Below are 17,473 nucleotides of genomic sequence, written 5' to 3'. Positions count from 1 at the left end.
CACGGCTCTTGGCTCAAGAATTTAGCCAGCGCCAGTGACGTTCAACTGACTCCTGACTGACGGTTCCGCTTGTGGGCCGGCGGTCAGTTGCCGACGGCCTTGCGGAAGCCGCGCAGGCTGCCGATGACCGAGACGACCAGCAGCGTCGTCAGCATGATGGCCGTGACGAGACCGGGGTGCTCGGACGGGAAGCCGGTTCCGGTGGCGCCCACGGGGTCGTTGCCCCACAGGCGGCGCGTGGTGGTGATGACGGACGTGACCGGATTCCATTCCGCGATCGGCTGGAGCCATCCGGGAAGGCCGCCCACACCCACGTACGCATTGGACAGGAACGACAGGATCACCAGGACGAGTGCGCCCGAGCCGTCAATTGCCTCGACGTTTTTCATGGCGGTGCCGAGCAGAATGCCGAGCCACAGCATGGTGTAGATGAACGCGAGCAGGACACCGAATCCGGCGAGGGTCTGCAGGAAGCCGTTGTGCGGCCGCCAGCCGACGCCGAGCCCCACCAGGGAGACGGCGGTCAGGCTGACCGCGCCGACGAAGAGATCGGAGAGGGTCCGCCCGATCAGTACGGTGCTCGACGCGATCGGCAGCGAGCGGAAGCGGTCCACCAGGCCGTTGCGGAGGTCCATGGCGACACCGATCGCGGTCGGGCCCACGCTGGTCAGGCCGACCTGGATCGCGATGCCGGCCATGATGAAGTCCTCGTAGGCCACGTTGCCCGGGATGTTCATCGACTCGCGGAAGAGGTAGCCGATGGCGATCAGCATCACCAGCGGGTTCATCGTGACGAGCACGAGGCGCCCCGGCGACCGGCGCAGGTGCACGAGGTGGCGCCCGGCGAGGGCGAGGGTGTCCGAGGCGTAGCCGAGCAGGGCGCCGCCCCCGTCCCGCGGTGCGGCGGGCTTGGCCGTGGTGGTGGCCGTGGCGGTCGTCATCCCTTGTCCCCCTGGTGTGCTTTCACGGCGCCTGCCGTCCTGGTCTCCGCGCCGCCCGTCAGGTCGAAGAAGACGTCGTCGAGCGACGGCTTGCGCAGCTCGAAGTCGGTGGTCGACACGCCCTTGTCGCGCAGCGCGGCGGCGGCCCTGGCCACGTCGTCGAGGCCGTGGGTGAGCTGGACGGAGACCCGGAACGCCGCCTCGTCGGCGACGGGCTCCTGGCCGCCGCCGACCATCGCGAGCGCGGCGACGGCGTCGGCCAGCATCTCCGGCTTCGCCACGGTCACCTCCAGGCGCTCGCTGCCGACCTTGCGCTTGAGGGCGTCCGGGGTGCCCTCGGCGATGACGCGGCCGGTGTCGATGACGGCGATGCGGTCGGCCAGCTCGTCCGCCTCCTCCAGGTACTGCGTGGTGAGCAGGATCGTGACGCCGTCGGCGACCAGGCCGCGCACGACGTCCCACAGCACGGCGCGGCTCGTCGGGTCGAGCCCGGTGGTGGGCTCGTCGAGGAAGAGGACCTCGGGCTCGCCGATCACACAGGTGGCCAGGTCGAGCCGGCGGCGCATGCCGCCCGAGTACGTGCCGACGGGGCGGTCGGCGGCCTCGGTGAGGCCGAACCGGTCCAGGAGCTCCACGGCCCGCCGGGCGGCGCCGCGCCGCCCGAACCGCAGCAGCCGGCCGAGCAGGACCATGTTCTCGCGCCCGGTGAGCAGTTCGTCGACGGCCGCGTACTGCCCGGCGAGGCCGATGCGGCGGCGCACCTCCTTGCTCTGCCCCACCACGTCGTACCCGGCGACGCTGGCGCGTCCCGCCGTCGGCGTGATGAGCGTGGCGAGGATGCGGACGGTGGTCGTCTTGCCGGCCCCGTTGGGCCCGAGCACGCCGAGGACCGACCCGGCGGGCACCGAGAGGTCGATGCCGTGCAGGGCGGTGTGGGACGAGTACCGCTTGCCGAGCCCCTCGGCGAGGATCGCTGTGTCCGCTGCCACCGGTTCAGCCCTGCTTCTGCAGGCTGAGCGGCCGCATGTCGGTCCAGTTCTCCTCCACGTACGCGACGGCCGCCGACCGCTCGCTCGCGTCGAGCGCCACCGTCCAGCCCGCGGGCACCTCGGCGAAGGAGGGCCACAGCGAGTGCTGGCCCTCGTCGTTGACCAGGACGAGGAACGTGCCGTCCTCGGCGTCGAAGGGGTTGGCCATGACTGATCTCCCGTTGTTCAGTGGGTGTGCGTGGTGGTCCTGGCGCGGTCGAGGGCCGCGAGGGCCTCTTCGACGCGGCGCCCGATGTGGGCCGCCGGGGCGGGCCGCATCATGTCCTGGTGTCCGCAGGGCACGTCGTGGGTGCGGAGCCGTCCCGCCGCGCCGGTGAGGTGCGGCTCCCAGCTCTTGGCCTTCAGGCCGCGCTCGTCGGCGTCGAGTCCCTCGGCGGCGACGAAGAGCGTCATCGGGCCGTCGAGAACGCCCGGCGTGAAGCGCCGGAAGAGGTTCAGGTTGTTGCGCATCACCTTCAGGAGGCGCTCCAGGGTGGCGACGTCGAAGGCGGCGAGGGGGCTGCCGGGGTCGGAGCGCAGCAGCGCGGTGACCGTCCGGGGGGTGAGTTCGGTGAGCGCTCCCGCGTCGACGCCCGCCTCCGTGAGGAATTCCGCGAGGAACTCCGCGTCGTCGGGCCGGGCGCCGCGCGCGTCGTCGGGGTAGGCGTCGAGGTTCGCGAGGTACGCGACGTCCTCGCCCGCCTCGCGCAGCCGTACCGCCATCTCGTGGGCGACGACGCCGCCGTAGGACCAGCCGAGCAGGTGGTAGGGGCCGTGCGGCTGGACGGCGCGGATCTTGCGCACGTAGTCGTCGGCGACCTCGGTGAGGCCGGCCGGCAGCGGTTCGGCGGCGGCGATGCCGCGCGCCTGGAGGCCGATGACGGGGCGGCGCGGGTCGAGGTGTTCGGCGAGCGCGGCGAACGGGACGGCGAACCCGAGGCCGCCGTGCACGCAGAACAGCGGCGGCAGGGTGCCGCCCGCCCTGATCGGCAGGACGGGGGCCAGCGTGTCGAGGCCGTCGCCCGCGGTGCCGCCCGCCGCGGCGAGGGCTTCGACGGTGCGGTGCTCGAAGACGTCGCCGAGGCTCAGCCGGAGCCCGCGGCGGGCGGCGGCGTTCACCAGGCGGATGGCCTTGAGGCTGTCGCCGCCGAGGGCGAAGAAGCCGTCGTCGAGGCCGACGTCGGCGGTGCCGAGGACTTCGCGCACGGCCTCGGCCAGGGCGCGTTCGGCCGCGTCGCGGGGTGCGCGTGCCGTCCGGGAGGCAGGGCGGTCGACGGTCCCGGGGGCGGGCAGGGCGCGGGTGTCGAGCTTGCCGTTGACGGTGAGCGGAAGCTCGCCGAGGAAGGCGTACGCGGCCGGGACCATGTAGCCGGGCAGGGTCCGGCCCAGGTGGGCTCGGAGCCGCTCGGCCTCGGGGCGGGCACCGGGCGACGCGGGCACGACGTACGCGACGAGTTCGCGTCCGGTGGCGGTGCGCGGGGCGAGGACGGCGGCGCGGGCGACGGCGGGGTGCGCGGTCAGGGCGCGTTCGATCTCGGTCAGTTCGATGCGGTAGCCGCGGACCTTGACCTGGTGGTCGTCGCGGCCGACGTACTCGATGAGCCCCGCGGTGTTCCAGCGCACCAGGTCGCCCGTGCGGTACATCCGGGTGCCCGCGGGCCCGTAGGGGTCGGCCACGAAGCGCTCGGCGGTCGGTCCCGGTCTGCCGAGGTAGCCGCGCGCGAGCCCGGCCCCCGCCAGGTACAGCTCGCCGACCACGCCGCGCGGCACGGGCCGCAGGGCCGCGTCGAGCACGTAGCAGCGGGTGCCGCCGATGGGCAGGCCGACCGGGATGTTCGAGGCGCCGGAGGGGTCGTCGGCCACGGTGTGCGAGAGCGCGAACGTGGTCACCTCGGTCGGCCCGTAGATGTTGACGAGGGTGAGGCCGGGCAGCGCGGCCCGCAGCCGGGCGATGTGGTCGACGGAGTGCGCCTCGCCGCCGGTGAGCAGCAGCCGCAGCGTGGCGAGGGCGTCGGGCGCGGTGTCGGCGAGGACGTTGACGAGCTGCGTGGTGAAGAACGCGACGCTCACCCCCGTGGCCCGCAGGAACGCGCCGATCGCGGTGGGCTCCGCGGGTCCCGCGGGGGTCACGGCGAGCCGGGCGCCGTGCAGCAGCGGCGCCCAGATCTCGAAGGTCGAGGCGTCGAAGGCGACGGGCGCGAAGTACACGAAGGTGTCGTCGCCGCCCACCCCGAGGTGGGTGAGGCCGTGCACGAGGCGCAGCGCGGCCCGGTGCGACACCGCGACGCCCTTGGGCCGTCCCGTGGAGCCGGAGGTGTAGATGACGTAGAGCAGGTCGTCGGGCGCGAGGCGCACGTCCGGGGCCGTGGCGGGGGCGGCCTCGACGGCGGCGCGGGTGGCGGACGCGTCGAGGACGACGGTCCGCACGCCGTCGTACGCGGCGTCCCCCGCCGACTCCTCGGTCAGGAGCAGCCGGGCGCCGCTGTCCGTCAGCATGGCGCGCACGCGGTCGGCCGGGTGCTGCGGGTCCAGCGGCAGGTAGGCGGCGCCCGTCCTGGCGATGGCGAGCAGGGTGACGACGGTCAGCGGGCCGCGCTCAAGGCGCAGGGCGACGACGTCGCCGCGGCGCACGCCGTGTGCGGCGATCAGGTGCTGGGCGAGGCGGTTGGCGCGGGCGTCGAGGGCCCCGTATGTGAGGGTCAGCGCGCCTCCTTCGCCGTGCAGCAGGGCCACCGCGTCCGGCGTGGCCCGCGCCTGGCGCGCGAAGGCCGCGGTGACGGTTCCGGCGGGCGCGGGCGCGTCGTTGGTGCCGAGCGCGAGCAGGGCGGCGCGCTCCCGTGCCGGCAGGATGTCGAGGCCGGAGAGCGGGCGCGCGGGGTCGGCCAGCGCTCCGGCGAGCAGCCGCAGGTAGGCGTCGGCGATGCGGCGTGCGGTGCTCTCCTCGAAGAGGCTCGCGCTGTACTCGACGGCGAGGCCGATCCGGCCCTCGTCGCCCGCGTCCTCGGTGAGCTGGAAGAACAGGTCCCACTTGGCCGTGGCCCCGGCCACCGGGACGACGTCCATGGACAGTTCGGGGTCGACGGTCACCGTGGCGGAACGGTCCGCGTTCTCCAGGCCGAGCATGACCTGGAACAGCGGGTGGCGGGCGCGCGACCGCTCGGGGTTGAGGGCCTCGACGAGCTTCTCGAACGGCACGTCCTGGTGCTGGTAGGCGGCGAGGTCGTACACCTTGACCCGCTCCACGAGGGTGCGGAAGGCGGGGTCGCCGCTGGTGTCGGTGCGCAGCACGAGGGTGTTGACGAAGACGCCGACGAGATCGGCGAGGCGTTCGTCGGAGCGGCCCGCGACGGGGCTGCCGAGCGGGATGTCGGTGCCCGCGCCGAGCCGCGTCAGCGTCGCGGCGAGGCCCGCCTGGAGCAGCATGAAGACGCTGACGCCCCACTCCCGCGCCGCCGCCCTGAGGCCCGCGGCCACCTCGGCGGGCACGGCCATGCGCACCGAGCCGCCGCGGTGGTCGGCGCGGGCGCCGCGCGGGCGGTCGAAGGGCAGGTCGAGCTCGTCGGGGAGCCCGGCGAGCGCGGTCCTCCAGTGGGCGAGCTGCCGGGACAGTTCGCCGCGCGGGTCGCTCTCGTCGCCGAGGAGCCGCCGCTGCCAGAGCGTGTAGTCGGCGTACTGCACCGGCAGCGGTGCCCACGCCGGCGCGGCTCCGGCGCGGCGGGCCGCGTACGCCTCGGTGAGGTCACGGGCGAGCGGGGCGAGGGACCAGCCGTCGGCGGCGATGTGGTGCACCACGATGAGCAGGACGTGCTCGTCGGGCCCGGTGGCGAACAGGCGGGCCCGCAGCGGCGGCTGATGCTCCAGGTCGAAGCCGCGGGCGGCCTCGGCGGCGAGCGCGGCGTCGAGCGCCGCCCCGGCGATCTCGGTGACGGGCAGGTGAACGGGGGCGTCGGCGGGGGCGAGCACCTGCTGCCCGGCCCGGCCGACGCCCCGGGAGGCGGCACCTGGGGGGGTGGCGCCTTCCTCGGCTCCGGCGGCGCGCCCGGGGGTGAACCCGCCGCCGGAGGTCTCGGTGGTCCCGGCGGTGGCCGGGAAGACGGTGCGCAGCGCCTCGTGCCGGGCGACGACGTCACGCAGCGCCGCGGTCAGCGCCCCGGCGTCGAGGTGGCCGGTGAGCCGCACGGCGAGGGGGATGTTGTAGAGCCCGGCGGGCGCCCCGAGCCGCTCGATGAACCACAGGCGCTGCTGCGCGTACGACAGCGGGACGACGTCGGGGCGTCGGACGGGAACCAGCTCGGGACGCCCGCGCTCGCCCTCGGCGCGCTGCCCGGCCTCGGCGCGCCGCTCGTCGACGCGGGCGGCGAGCCGTGCCACCGACGGCGCCTCGAAGAGGTCGCGCACCCCGAGGTCGGCGCCGAGTTCGGCGCGGGCCCGGTTCACGATCCGCGTGGCGAGCAGCGAGTGGCCGCCGAGCGCGAAGAAGTCGTCGTCCACGCCGACGCGTTCGAGGCCGAGCACCTCCGCGAAGACACCGCACAGCAGCCGCTCGTCGGCGGTGCGCGGGGCCCGGTCGGTCGTGGCGTACGTGGGCGCGGGCAGGGCGGCCCGGTCCAGTTTGCCGTTGGCGGTCAGCGGCAGCGCGTCCAGCGGCACGACGGCGGACGGGACCATGTGGCCGGGCAGCCGCTCACCGGCGAAGGCCCGCAGCGCGTCGGCGTCGGCGCCCTGCCCGGTGGGGACCACGTAGGCGACGAGCCGCTGGTCGCCCTCGCGGTCCTCGCGGACGACGACGGCGGCCTGCGCCACCGCGGGGTGCCGTTCGAGGACGGTGCCGATCTCGCCGGGCTCCACGCGGAAGCCGCGGAGCTGGACCTGCTGGTCGGCGCGGCCGAGGTACTCCAGGGTGCCGTCGGCGCGCCACCGCGCGAGGTCGCCCGTGCGGTACATGCGGGCGCCGGGCCCGCCGAAGGGGCAGGCCACGAACCGTCCGGAGGTCAGGGCGGGCCGGTTCAGGTAGCCGCGCGCGAGGCCGGGCCCGGCGACGTACAGCTCGCCGCGCACCCCGGCGGGCACCGGCTGGAGCGCGCCGTCCAGGAGGTACACCCGCAGGTCGGGGATGCCGCGGCCGATGGTGCTGCCCTCGCCGGCTTCCGCGCGGGCGGCGTCGAGTTCCTGGTGGGAGACGTGGACCGTGGTCTCGGTGATGCCGTACATGTTGACCAGGCGCGGCGCGTCGTCCGCGTGCCGCTCGTACCAGCCCGTGAGCCTGCCGATGTCGAGCGCCTCCCCGCCGAACACGACGTACCGCAGCGCGAGTTCGGGCCGGTGCTCGGCGTCGGCGCGCATGAGCTGGTAGAAGGCGGACGGCGTCTGGTTGAGGACGGTGACGCGTTCGCTCGCGAGCAGGCGGAGGAAGGCGTCGGGCGAGCGCGACACGTCGTACGGCACGACGACGAGCCGGCCGCCGTACAGCAGCGCGCCCCACAGCTCCCAGACCGTGAAGTCGAAGGCGATGGAGTGGAACAGCGTCCACACGTCGTCGCCGCCGAACCCGAACCAGGCGTCGGTGGCGCCGAGCAGCCGCGCCACGTTGGCATGCGGCACGACGACGCCCTTGGGGCGGCCCGTCGAGCCGGACGTGTAGATGACGTACGCGGGGTGCTCGGGCCGCACCCGGGTGCGCGGGGCCGTGGCGGGGCGGGCGGCGACCGCGTCGCGTACGGCGGCGGAGTCCAGGTGCACGGCCCTTGCGCCCGGCACCTCCGGCAGACCGGCGCCGGAGGTGGTCAGGACGAGCGGGGGCCGCGCGTCGGCGAGGGTGTGGGCGATGCGGTCGGCCGGGTAGGACGGGTCGACCGGCAGATAGGCGGCGCCCGCCTTCAGGACGGCGAGGACGGCGACGACGAGGTCGGCACCGCGCGGCAGGGCGAGCGCCACGAACGTCTCGGGGCCCGCGCCGTGCTCGACGAGGTGGTGCGCGAGCCGGTTGGCGCGGGCGTCGAGCTCGCGGTAGCTCAGCTCGACGCGCGCGGCCGTGCCGTCGGCGGGGACGGTGAGGGCCGTCGCGTCGGGCGTACGGGCGGCCCGCGCCGCGAACAGCTCGGGGATGGTGGCGCCCGCGCCGGGCTCCGCGGTACCGCCGCTCCACTCGTCCAGGATGCGGCGGCGCTCGGCCTCCGCGATGCCGCCGAGCCGCGCCAGCAGCACCTCGGGGTCGTCGGCGACCGCGGCGAGGACCCCGATGAGCCGGCCGAGGATGTCGGCGGCCCGGTCGGCCGCCACCCGGTCCGGCGCGTACGACAGCCGTACGTCGATGACGTCGCCGGGATGCACCGTCAGGCCGAGCGGGTAGTGCGTGGCCGTGTGCGCCCGGGCGCCGCTCACGCCGGTTCCGCCGCCCCGGAGCAGGTTCTCCTCGTCCAGCGGATAGTTCTGGAAGGCCAGGACGGTGTCGAACAGCTCGCCCCGCACCCCGCAGGCGGCCTGGGCCTCGGCGAGCGGCAGGTGCTCGTGCGGCATCATCTCCAGGCGCTGCGCGGCGAGGGCCCGGAACAGCTCCGAGGCGCGCAGCCCCGGCCGCACGTCCGCGCGGACCGGCAGGGTGTTGGCGAAGAGCCCGATCATGGACTCGACGCCGGGCACCTCGGCGGGCCGCCCCGAGGTGACCGCCCCGAATACCACGTCCTGGCGCCCGGTGAGGCGGCCGAGGAGCACCGCCCAGCAGCCCTGTACCACGGAGCTGAGGGTGACGCCCGCGGTGCGGCACCAGGCGGTGAGCGCGGCGGTGCGGTCCGCGCCGAGGGTGCGGCGCAGGTCCAGCGGGAGCGCGCGGGCGGTACCGGCCGGGCTCGGCGGCACCAGGTGCACGGGGTCCTCCACGCCGCTGAGCGTCCGCGCCCAGGCGCGGCGGGCCGCCTCGCGGTCCCTGCCGCCGAGCCAGCCGAGGAAGGAGCGGTAGGGCGCGGGCGCGGGGAGGCGGTCCGCGCCGCCGGCGGCGGCGAGTTCGAGGAGTTCGCGCACCGCGAGCGGCAGCGACCAGCCGTCCATCAGGATGTGGTGCACGGACCAGAGCAGGCGGTGCCTGCCGCCGCCGAGCCGCAGCAGCGTGAAGCGCATCAGCGGCGGCTTCGCGGGGTCGAAGCCGCGCAGCCGGTCCTCGGCGGCGATGCGCCCGGCCTCCGCTTCGAGGGCGTCGCCCGTCAGGTGCGTCAGGTCCCGCTCGCTCCAGGGGAGCGGCACGTCATCGGCGTGCAGGACGAGCTGGACGGGTTCGCCGTTCTTGCGGTTGCGGAAGCAGGCCCGCAGGTTCGGGTGGCGCGTGAGGAGCACGGTCGCCGCGGCGCGCAGCCGCCCCGCGACGTCCCCGCCCTCGGCGCCCCCGGCGTCCCCGCCCTCGATGTCGGCGGTGAACTGGAGCGTGTACGGGTCGGGCCCGGCGGCGTGCGCCGTCGCCTGCCCGGTCGCCTGCCCGGTGAGGAAGAGCAGTCCCTCCTGGAGCGGGGACAGCGGCAGGACCTCGCTGATCCGCGCCCGGCCCTTGGCCGGTGTCACCTGTCCGGTCACGACAACTCCTCGCTCAGTTCGAGTTCGAGGTCGGCCAGCTCGTCGTCGTCGAGCGTGACGAGCCCGCCCTCGGGGACGTCCGGCACGGCCGTCTCCACCACGTCGTCCGCGGCACCGGCCACCGCGGCGAGCGCGGCGACGGTCTTGTGCGCGAAGACGTCGCGGGTGGTGAGGGCGAGTCCGGCCTTGCGGGCGCGGCTGACGACCTGGATGGAGCGGATGCTGTCGCCGCCGAGGACGAAGAAGTCCTCGTCGATGCCGAGGTCGGTGATGCCGAGCACGTCAGCGAAGATGCCGGTCAGCAGGCGTTCACGCTCGTCGCGCGGGCCGCGCCGGGTGCTCGCCTGGTCGCTCCCGGCGGGCTCGGGCAGGGCCTTGCGGTCCAGCTTGCCGTTGGCCGTCAGCGGCATCGCGTCCAGGATCAGCCAGGTCGAGGGGACCATGTACTCGGGCAGCAGGGCGGCGGCGCGGGCGCGCACCGGCTCCGCGTCGTCGGGCCCGGTGAGCCCGTCCCCGGTGAGGTAGCCGACGAGGCGGCTGTTGCCGGAGGCGTCGGGCAGCACGGCCACGGCCGCGTCGGTCACCGGCTCCAGGGAGCGCAGCACGGCCTCGATCTCGCCGAGCTCCACGCGGCGGCCACGGATCTTGACCTGGTGGTCGCGGCGCTCGATGAACTCCAACTGCCCGTCGGGGCGCTGGACCACGCGGTCGCCCGTGCGGTACATCCGCTTGCCCGCCCCGGCGAACGGGTCCGCCATGAACGTGCCCGCCGTGCGTACGGGATCGTCGAGGTACCCCCGGCCGACACCGGCGCCGCCCACGTACAGCTCGCCGGGGACGCCGGCGGGTACGGGCCGCAGCTCGTCGCTCAGCACGTACAGCCGCGTGTTGCGCACCGCGCCGCCGATCGGGACACGCCCGCTGGGCTGCCGGTCACCGGCACGGATCACCGCATGGGTGACGTCGTCCGAGCACTCGGTCGGGCCGTAGGCGTTCATCAGCGGCACCAGCGGGAAGCGCGCGAACCACCGCTCGCACAGATCCACCGGCAGCGCCTCGCCCGTCACCATCAGCCACCGCAGGGCAGGCAGTTCGGGGGCGGCGTCCTCCAGGTCCCAGGCGTCGAGGGCCGCGCGGAGCAGCGAGGGCACGACTTCGAGGACTTCCACGCGCTCGTCCCGTACGGCGCCGAAGAGCGCCGCCGGGTCGGCGGCCATCTCCACGCCGGAGACGCGGACCCGGCCGCCGACCACCAGCGGGGCCAGCATCTGCCAGACCGAGACGTCGAAGGTCAGCGGCGCGTTCTGCACCACCGTCTCGCCCGCCGTCAGGTCCAGGTCGCCGACCTTCGCCCACAGGTGGTTGACCATGCCCGCGCGGTGCACCATCGCGCCCTTCGGACGGCCCGTGGACCCGGACGTGAACATCACGTACGCCAGGTCGAGACCGCCGCCGAGGCAGGGCGGCAGGGTGGCGGCGGGCGTGAGCGTCTCCGCGAGGGACAGGACGGTGACGGGCGTACCGGCCGCCAGCTCGTGGGCGCGGGCCTCGTGGCCGGGGCCCGCGAGGAGGAACCGGGCCCCGCTGTCCCGTAGCAGGCCCGCGTTGCGCGCGTCGGGCGCCGCCGGGTCGAGCGGCAGCCACGCGGCGCCCGCGCCGAGCACGCCGAGGATGCCGCCGACGAAGGGCACACCGGGGTCGCAGAGCATCGCCGCGACCGTGCCCACCTCGGCCCCGGCCCCGGTCAGGGCGGTGCTGAGGCCGCCGGCGAGCGCCACGAGCCGCCCGTAGGTGACGGACCCGTCCGGGTCGGTGACCGCGGTCTCGTCGGGGATGCGCGCGGCCACGGACCGCACCCGCTCCATGACGCCGACGCTCTCCTCCACCTGCGCCGGGTCCCACTCGCCGAGCAGGCCGTCCCGCGCGTCGGGCAGGACCACGTCGACGCGGGCCAGCGGCAGTTCGGGGGTGTCGGCGACCGTGCGCAGGAGCCGGGTGAACCGGGCGGCGAGCTGTTCCACGTCCGCGCGCCCGAACAGGTCGGGGGCGTAGTCCAGGCGCAGGCTCAGGCTCTCGCCCGGGTACACGGCCATGGACAGCGGGTGGTGCCTGGCGTCCCTGGCCTCGGCGCGCACGACCCGCACGCCGGAGGAGCCGCTGTCCATGCCGTCGGCGTCCAGCGGGAAGTTCTCGAAGAGCAGGACGGTGTCGAAGACCTCGCCGCCGAGCCCGGCCGCCTTCAGGATCTCGGCGAGGCCGAGGTGCTCGTGCGCGAGCAGCTCGGTCTGCTGCTCCTGGAGGGCGGTGAGCAGCTGGGCCAGTGTCGTGTCCGGGGCCAGGCGGGCCCGTACGGGCACGGTGTTCAGGAACATGCCGACCATCGACTCGACGCCGGGCACCTCGGCGGGCCGCCCGGAGGTGACCGCCCCGAACACCACGTCCTGGCGCCCGGTGAGCCGGCCGACGAGCACCGCCCAGCAGCCCTGCACCACGGTGTTCAGGGTGAGGCCGCGGCCGCGCGCCCAGGCGGCCAGTTCCGCGGTGAGGTCGCGCGGGACCTCCAGGTGCACGGAGTCCGGCAGGGCGGGGACGCGGTGCGGGTCGGCCGCGGTCAGGAGGGTGGGCTCGTCGACCCCGGCGAGCGCGGCGCGCCAGGCGGCGCGGGCGGCGTCGCGGTCCTGGACCGCGAGCCAGGCGAGGTGGTCCCGATAGGGGACGACGTCCGGAAGGGCGGCGCTCGCGCCGTCCTCGCAGAGCGTGAACAGCTCGCGGACGAGCAGCGGCATCGACCAGCCGTCGACGAGGACGTGGTGGCTCGTCCAGATGAAGCGGTACTCCCCCTCGGCCACCTTGGCCAGGGTGAACCGCAGCAGCGGGGGGCTCGTCAGGTCGAAGCGGCGGGTGCGCTCCTCCTCGGTGAGCCGCGCGAGGGCGGCGGCGCGCCCGGCCTCGGGCAGCGTGGTCAGGTCGGCCTCGCACCAGGGCAGCTCGACGGTGTCGGGGACGAGCTGCACGGGCTCGCCCGACTCCCTGGCCCGGAAGCAGGCACGCAGGTTGGGGTGGCGGCGCAGCAGCTCCGCGCCGGCGGCGCGCAGGGCCGCGGGGTCGACGGTGCCTTCGAGGTCGGTGACGATCTGGAGGGTGTACACATCGACGGCGTCGGCGTCGGCACCGTCCGCGCCCCCGGCCGCTTCCGCCAGCTCGGCGTGGAAGAGCATGCCCTGCTGGAGCGGGGTCAGGGGCAGCACGTCGGTGAGGCGGGCGGCCGGTGCCAGCTCCGCGAGCTCGCGCTCGTACGTCTCGATCTCCGTCTGCTCCACCGCGACCAGCGGCAGGTCCGATGGCGTCAGGCCGCCGGCGCGCGGGGCGTGCGCGGCGAGGACCTCAAGGGCCCGGAACCAGGTGTGCGCCACGTCGGCCGCGTCCTCGGCGGAGACCGACTCGCCCGCCCAGGTCCAGTTGGCGATCAGGTGCGGCCCGTCGGCGCGGTCCTCGGTCGCCGGGGTGACGTCGAGGAGGTGCGGCAGCGGCATGCCGGGGTGCGCGCCGGTGCCGACGACGCCGTCACCGCCCGCGGGCTCCCACAGGGCCGCGTCGCGCGTGTCGAAGCGGCCCATGTAGTTGAAGCCGATCTGCGGCCTGTCGTACGCGGCCAGGGTGCGGGCGGCGTGCGGGTTGAGGTAGCGGAGCAGGCCGAAGCCGACGCCCCGGTCGGGCAGTTCGCGCAGGCACTCCTTGACGCGCTTGAGGGCGGTCGCGAGGGCGGGGCCGCCGGCCCACACCTCGTCCCAGTCCAGCGTGCCGGGGTCGAGCCGGACGGGGAAGGCGCTGGTGAACCAGCCGACGGTGCGGGACAGGTCCAGGTCGTCGGCGAGCTGCTCGCGGCCGTGGCCCTCCAGCTCGATGAGGGTCTGCGTGTAGTGGGCGTGGCCGTGGCGCCTGCGCCAGTCGGCGACGGCGAGCGCGAGGCCGGTCAGCAGGACGTCGTTGACCTCGGCGCGGAAGGCCGCGGGCACGTCGGTGAGGAGCGGGGCCGTGACGTGCGGCGGCAGTTCGAGGCGCAGGGTGCGGATGGTGCCGTACACGTCCTTGGCCGGGTCGAGCCTGCGGGTGCCGACCAGCGGGTCGGGGCCGGCGAGGGTGCGCTGCCACAGGGCGAGTTCGGGGCCCCGCACCTCGGTGCGGGCCTGCTCGGTGAGCAGCCGGGACCAGGCGCGGTAGGAGGTGCCGACGGGTTCGGGGGTGCGGCCCGCGCAGGCGTCGGCGAGGTCGGGCAGCAGGATGCGCCAGGAGACGCCGTCGACGACGAGGTGGTGGGCGGCGATGACGAGGCGGTCGGTGTCGTCGGCCGCCCCGGTGCGCAGCAGCACCGCCTGGATCATGACCCCGGCGGTGGGGTCGAGCCGGGCGCGGGCGGCGGCGGCCTGGCGTTCGGCGAAGCCCGGCAGGTCCTTGGCGGCCGACGCGTCGGTCTCGGTGACCAGCCCGGTGCCCGCGAGGGACCCCTTCGGCAGTACGTCGAGCTGCCAGAGGCCGGGCGCCGGCTCGTGGGCGCGCAGGCGCAGGGCGTCGTGGTGGTCGACGAGGGTGTGCAGCGCGGCGTCGAGCCGGGCGGCGTCGAGGCCCGCGGGGACGCGGACGACGACGTGCTGGCTGTACTTGACCACGGGGCCGCTCAGGGTGCGGGTGTCCTCGTGGAGCTGGGCGGCGATCGGCGTGAGGTCGACGACGCCGGTGCCGTCGTCGGCCGTGGTCCTCGCGGCGGTGTCCGCCTCGGTGGCGACGGCGGCGAGGGCGGCGACGGTCTTGCGGGTGAAGACGTCGCGGGTGGTGAGGGCGAGTCCGGCCTTGCGGGCGCGGCTGACGACCTGGATGGAGCGGATGCTGTCGCCGCCGAGGACGAAGAAGTCCTCGTCGATGCCGAGGTCGGTGATGCCGAGCACGTCGCCGAAGATGCCGGTGAGGAGGCGTTCGCGCTCGTCGCGGGGGCCGCGCCGGGTGCTCGCCTGGTCGCTCCCGGCGGGCTCGGGCAGGGCCTTGCGGTCCAGCTTGCCGTTGGCGGTCAGTGGCATCGCGTCGAGCACGAGCCAGGTCGAGGGGACCATGTACTCGGGGAGGAGGCCCGCGAGTTCGGTGCGGACGCGGGAGGCGTCGACGTGCTCGCCGGTGAGGTAGGCGACCAGGCGCGGGTTGCCCGATGCGTCGGGCAGCACGGCCACGGCGGCGTCGGCCACGGAGCCGAGTGAGCGGATGACGGTCTCGATCTCGCCGGTCTCGACGCGGCGGCCACGGATCTTGACCTGGTGGTCGCGGCGCTCGATGAACTCCAGCTGCCCGTCGGGGCGCTGCACCACGCGGTCACCGGTGCGGTACATCCGCTTGCCCGCCCCGGCGAACGGGTCCGCCATGAACGTGCCCGCCGTGCGTACGGGATCGTCGAGGTACCCCCGGCCGACACCGGCGCCGCCCACGTACAGCTCGCCGGGGACACCGACCGGCACCGGCCGCAGCTCGTCGCTCAGCACGTACAGCCGCGTGTTGCGCACCGCGCCGCCGATCGGGACACGCCCGCTGGGCTGCCGGTCCCCGGCACGGATCACCGCATGGGTGACGTCGTCCGAGCACTCGGTGGGACCGTAGGCGTTCATCAGCGGCACCTGCGGGAAGCGCGCGAACCACCGCTCGCACAGGTCCACCGGCAGCGCCTCGCCCGTCACCATCAGCCACCGCAGGGCCGGCAGTTCCGGGGTGATCTCCTCGACGTCCCAGGAGTCCAGGGCGGCCCGCAGGAGGGACGGCACGACTTCGAGGACTTCCACGCGCTCGTCCCGTACGGCCCCGAAGAGCGCCGCCGGGTCCGCCGCCATCTCCACGCCCGAGACCCGCACCCGGCCGCCCACGATGAGCGGGGCCAGCATCTGCCAGACCGAGACGTCGAAGGTCAGCGGCGCGTTCTGCACCACCGCCTCGCCCGCCGTCAGGTCCAGGTCGCCGACCTTCGCCCACAGGTGGTTGACCATGCCGGCGCGGTGCACCATCGCGCCCTTCGGACGGCCCGTGGACCCGGACGTGAACATCACGTACGCCAGGTCGAGACCGCCGCCGAGGGCGGGGAGTTCCCTGGTGTTCAGCGCGTCCTCGGGGGCCGCGAGCGGCAGCACGGGCACCTCGCCCGCGAAGGCCAGCGCCACGTCCTCGTGCTCGGCACCGACGAGCAGCAGTCGCGCCCCGCTGTCCCGCAGCAGGCCGGCGTTGCGCGCGTGCGGGGCCGCCGGGTCGAGCGGCAGCCAGGCGCAGCCCGCGCCGAGCACGCCGAGGATGCCCGCGACGAACGGCGTCCCCGGATCGGCGAGCACCGCGACGACCGACCGCTCGGGGACCGCGGCGGCTTCGAGCCGTGCCGCGACACCGCCCGCGCGCCGCACCAGCTCCGCGTACGTGACGGTCCCCGCGGGGTCCACGACGGCGGGCGCGTCGGGGGTACGGGCGGCCATGGCGCGCACCAGTTCGACGACACCCTCGTACGCGTCGTCCCGTGCGGGACCGTGCAGCAGGCCCGCCGTCTCGCCGGGCGCGACGACGTCGACGCGGGCCAGCGGGGTCTCCGGGTCCATCGCGGCGAGCCGGCCGACGAAGGACTCGAAGCGGTGCAGGTGCGCCGCGAGTTCATCGTCCTCGTACAGCTCGGGGTTGCCGTCGAGGTGGATCTCCAGGGAGCCGTCGGCACCGTTCAGGACCGTCATGATCAGGTCGTTGACGATGCCGGTGGACAGATTGGTGACGACGCCGCGGCAGGCGGGGCCGAAGGCCAGCTCCGGGTCCTGGTTGAGGACGTTGATGAACGGGCCGAACGCCCGGCGGTCGTCGATGCGCAGGCCCATGTCGCGCCGGACCCGGTCGCCCCGGTAGCGCTGGTGCTTGAGCGCGCCCGCGACCTCCGTCCAGGCGGACCGCAGCAGCTGGTTGCGGGTCATGCCGGGGCGCACCCGGACCGCGAGGGGCAGGTAGTTGGCGAGCATGCCGGGGATCTCGCGGCTGACGGCGCCGACGCGGGCGGTGACCGGGAGGGTGAGCAGCGGTTCGGCGACGCCGGTCACGCGCTGCACGTAGGCGGCCATGGCGGCGACCATCAGGACCGGCATGGTGACCTTGCCGTCGCTCGCCATGTCCCGCAGGGCCCTCGTGGCGTCGGGCGTCAGGCGTGCGGTGTGGCGCAGGGTGCCGCGGCCGGGGGCGGGCTCACGGGCGGAGAGGGAGACCAGCTCGGGCGAGGAGTCGGGGGCGTCGACGAGGCGGCCCGTCCAGTAGGCGCGGTCGCGCTCCACGTGCCGCGACGCGAGGTAGTCGCGCTCGGCGTCCACCAGCTTGTGGAAGGCCGGGATGGCGGCGGCGTCGAGGTCGCGCTCGTGGAGGCCGGCCGCGAGCTGGGCGTAGAGCGTGGCCAGCTTCGGGTACATCAGGGCGCGGCTGTAGCCGTCGGACAGGATGTGGTGCATGCACAGGTAGAGCAGGTGCTGCTCGGGGCCGAGCTTCAGCAGGGCGCTGCGGAAGAGCGGGAAGTCGGTGACCTTCAGCGGTTCGGCGAGGTCGGCCTCCATCCACCGGCCGGCGGCGGCGCGCGGCTCGGCCTCGGAGCTGAGGTCGACGACGGTGAGCGGCAGTTCGCCGAGCGGGCACACCCTCTGCTGCGGGGTGCCGTCCTCATCGGTGAAGCGCACCCGCAGGCCCTCGGCCTCCTCGCCGAGGCGGCGCAGGGCGCGGCCGAGCAGCCCCGCGTCGAGCGGGCCCGTCAGCTCGATGCAGTCCGCCATGTTGTAGGCCAGCGGCCCGGTGGCGAACTGCTCGTCGAACCAGATCTCGGCCTGCGCGGCCGTGAGCGGCAGCGCCACTCCCCCGGGTGTCTTCATCGCAATGCTCTCCTCAGACCTGAAATTCGACGGCGGG

Annotated in this window: 5 protein-coding genes; all 5 read right to left on the bottom strand. The window is 75.0% G+C overall.

Translation table 11 applies throughout. The features are described from left to right. Positions 1-83 precede the first annotated feature (83 nt). Genes AB0I16_RS07020 through AB0I16_RS07000 form a run of 5 tightly spaced genes read right to left on the bottom strand, consistent with a single transcriptional unit; the run spans position 84 to position 17,436 of the window. Positions 84-941 carry an ABC transporter permease gene (locus AB0I16_RS07020; RefSeq protein WP_363248266.1) on the bottom strand — a complete coding sequence of 286 codons (858 nt, stop codon included), beginning with the start codon at positions 939-941 and terminating at the stop codon, positions 84-86. Continuing rightward, a complete protein-coding gene (locus AB0I16_RS07015) occupies positions 938-1,930 on the bottom strand; it encodes an ATP-binding cassette domain-containing protein (protein ID WP_363248265.1) in 993 nt (330 codons plus the stop codon). Before AB0I16_RS07015 ends, AB0I16_RS07020 begins: the two co-directional genes overlap by 4 nt. A 4-nt stretch (positions 1,931-1,934) precedes the next feature. Further along, positions 1,935-2,138, bottom strand: coding sequence for an MbtH family protein (locus AB0I16_RS07010; RefSeq protein WP_062771482.1), 204 nt, complete (start codon positions 2,136-2,138; stop codon positions 1,935-1,937). A 17-nt stretch (positions 2,139-2,155) separates the two neighbouring features. Further along, a complete protein-coding gene (locus AB0I16_RS07005) occupies positions 2,156-9,529 on the bottom strand; it encodes an amino acid adenylation domain-containing protein (protein WP_363248264.1) in 7,374 nt (2,457 codons plus the stop codon). Continuing rightward, positions 9,526-17,436: an amino acid adenylation domain-containing protein gene (locus AB0I16_RS07000; protein ID WP_363248263.1), complete on the bottom strand. Its 7,911-nt coding sequence runs from the start codon at positions 17,434-17,436 to the stop codon at positions 9,526-9,528. The genes AB0I16_RS07005 and AB0I16_RS07000 overlap by 4 nt, the downstream gene beginning before the upstream one ends. Positions 17,437-17,473 lie beyond the last annotated feature (37 nt).

Source organism: Streptomyces sp. NPDC050703, from assembly GCF_040654435.1.
In the GTDB taxonomy this organism is placed as follows: Bacteria; Actinomycetota; Actinomycetes; order Streptomycetales; family Streptomycetaceae; genus Streptomyces.
Note: the sequence above shows the minus strand (reverse complement) of the source record. Positions and strands in the feature narration are given on the sequence as shown.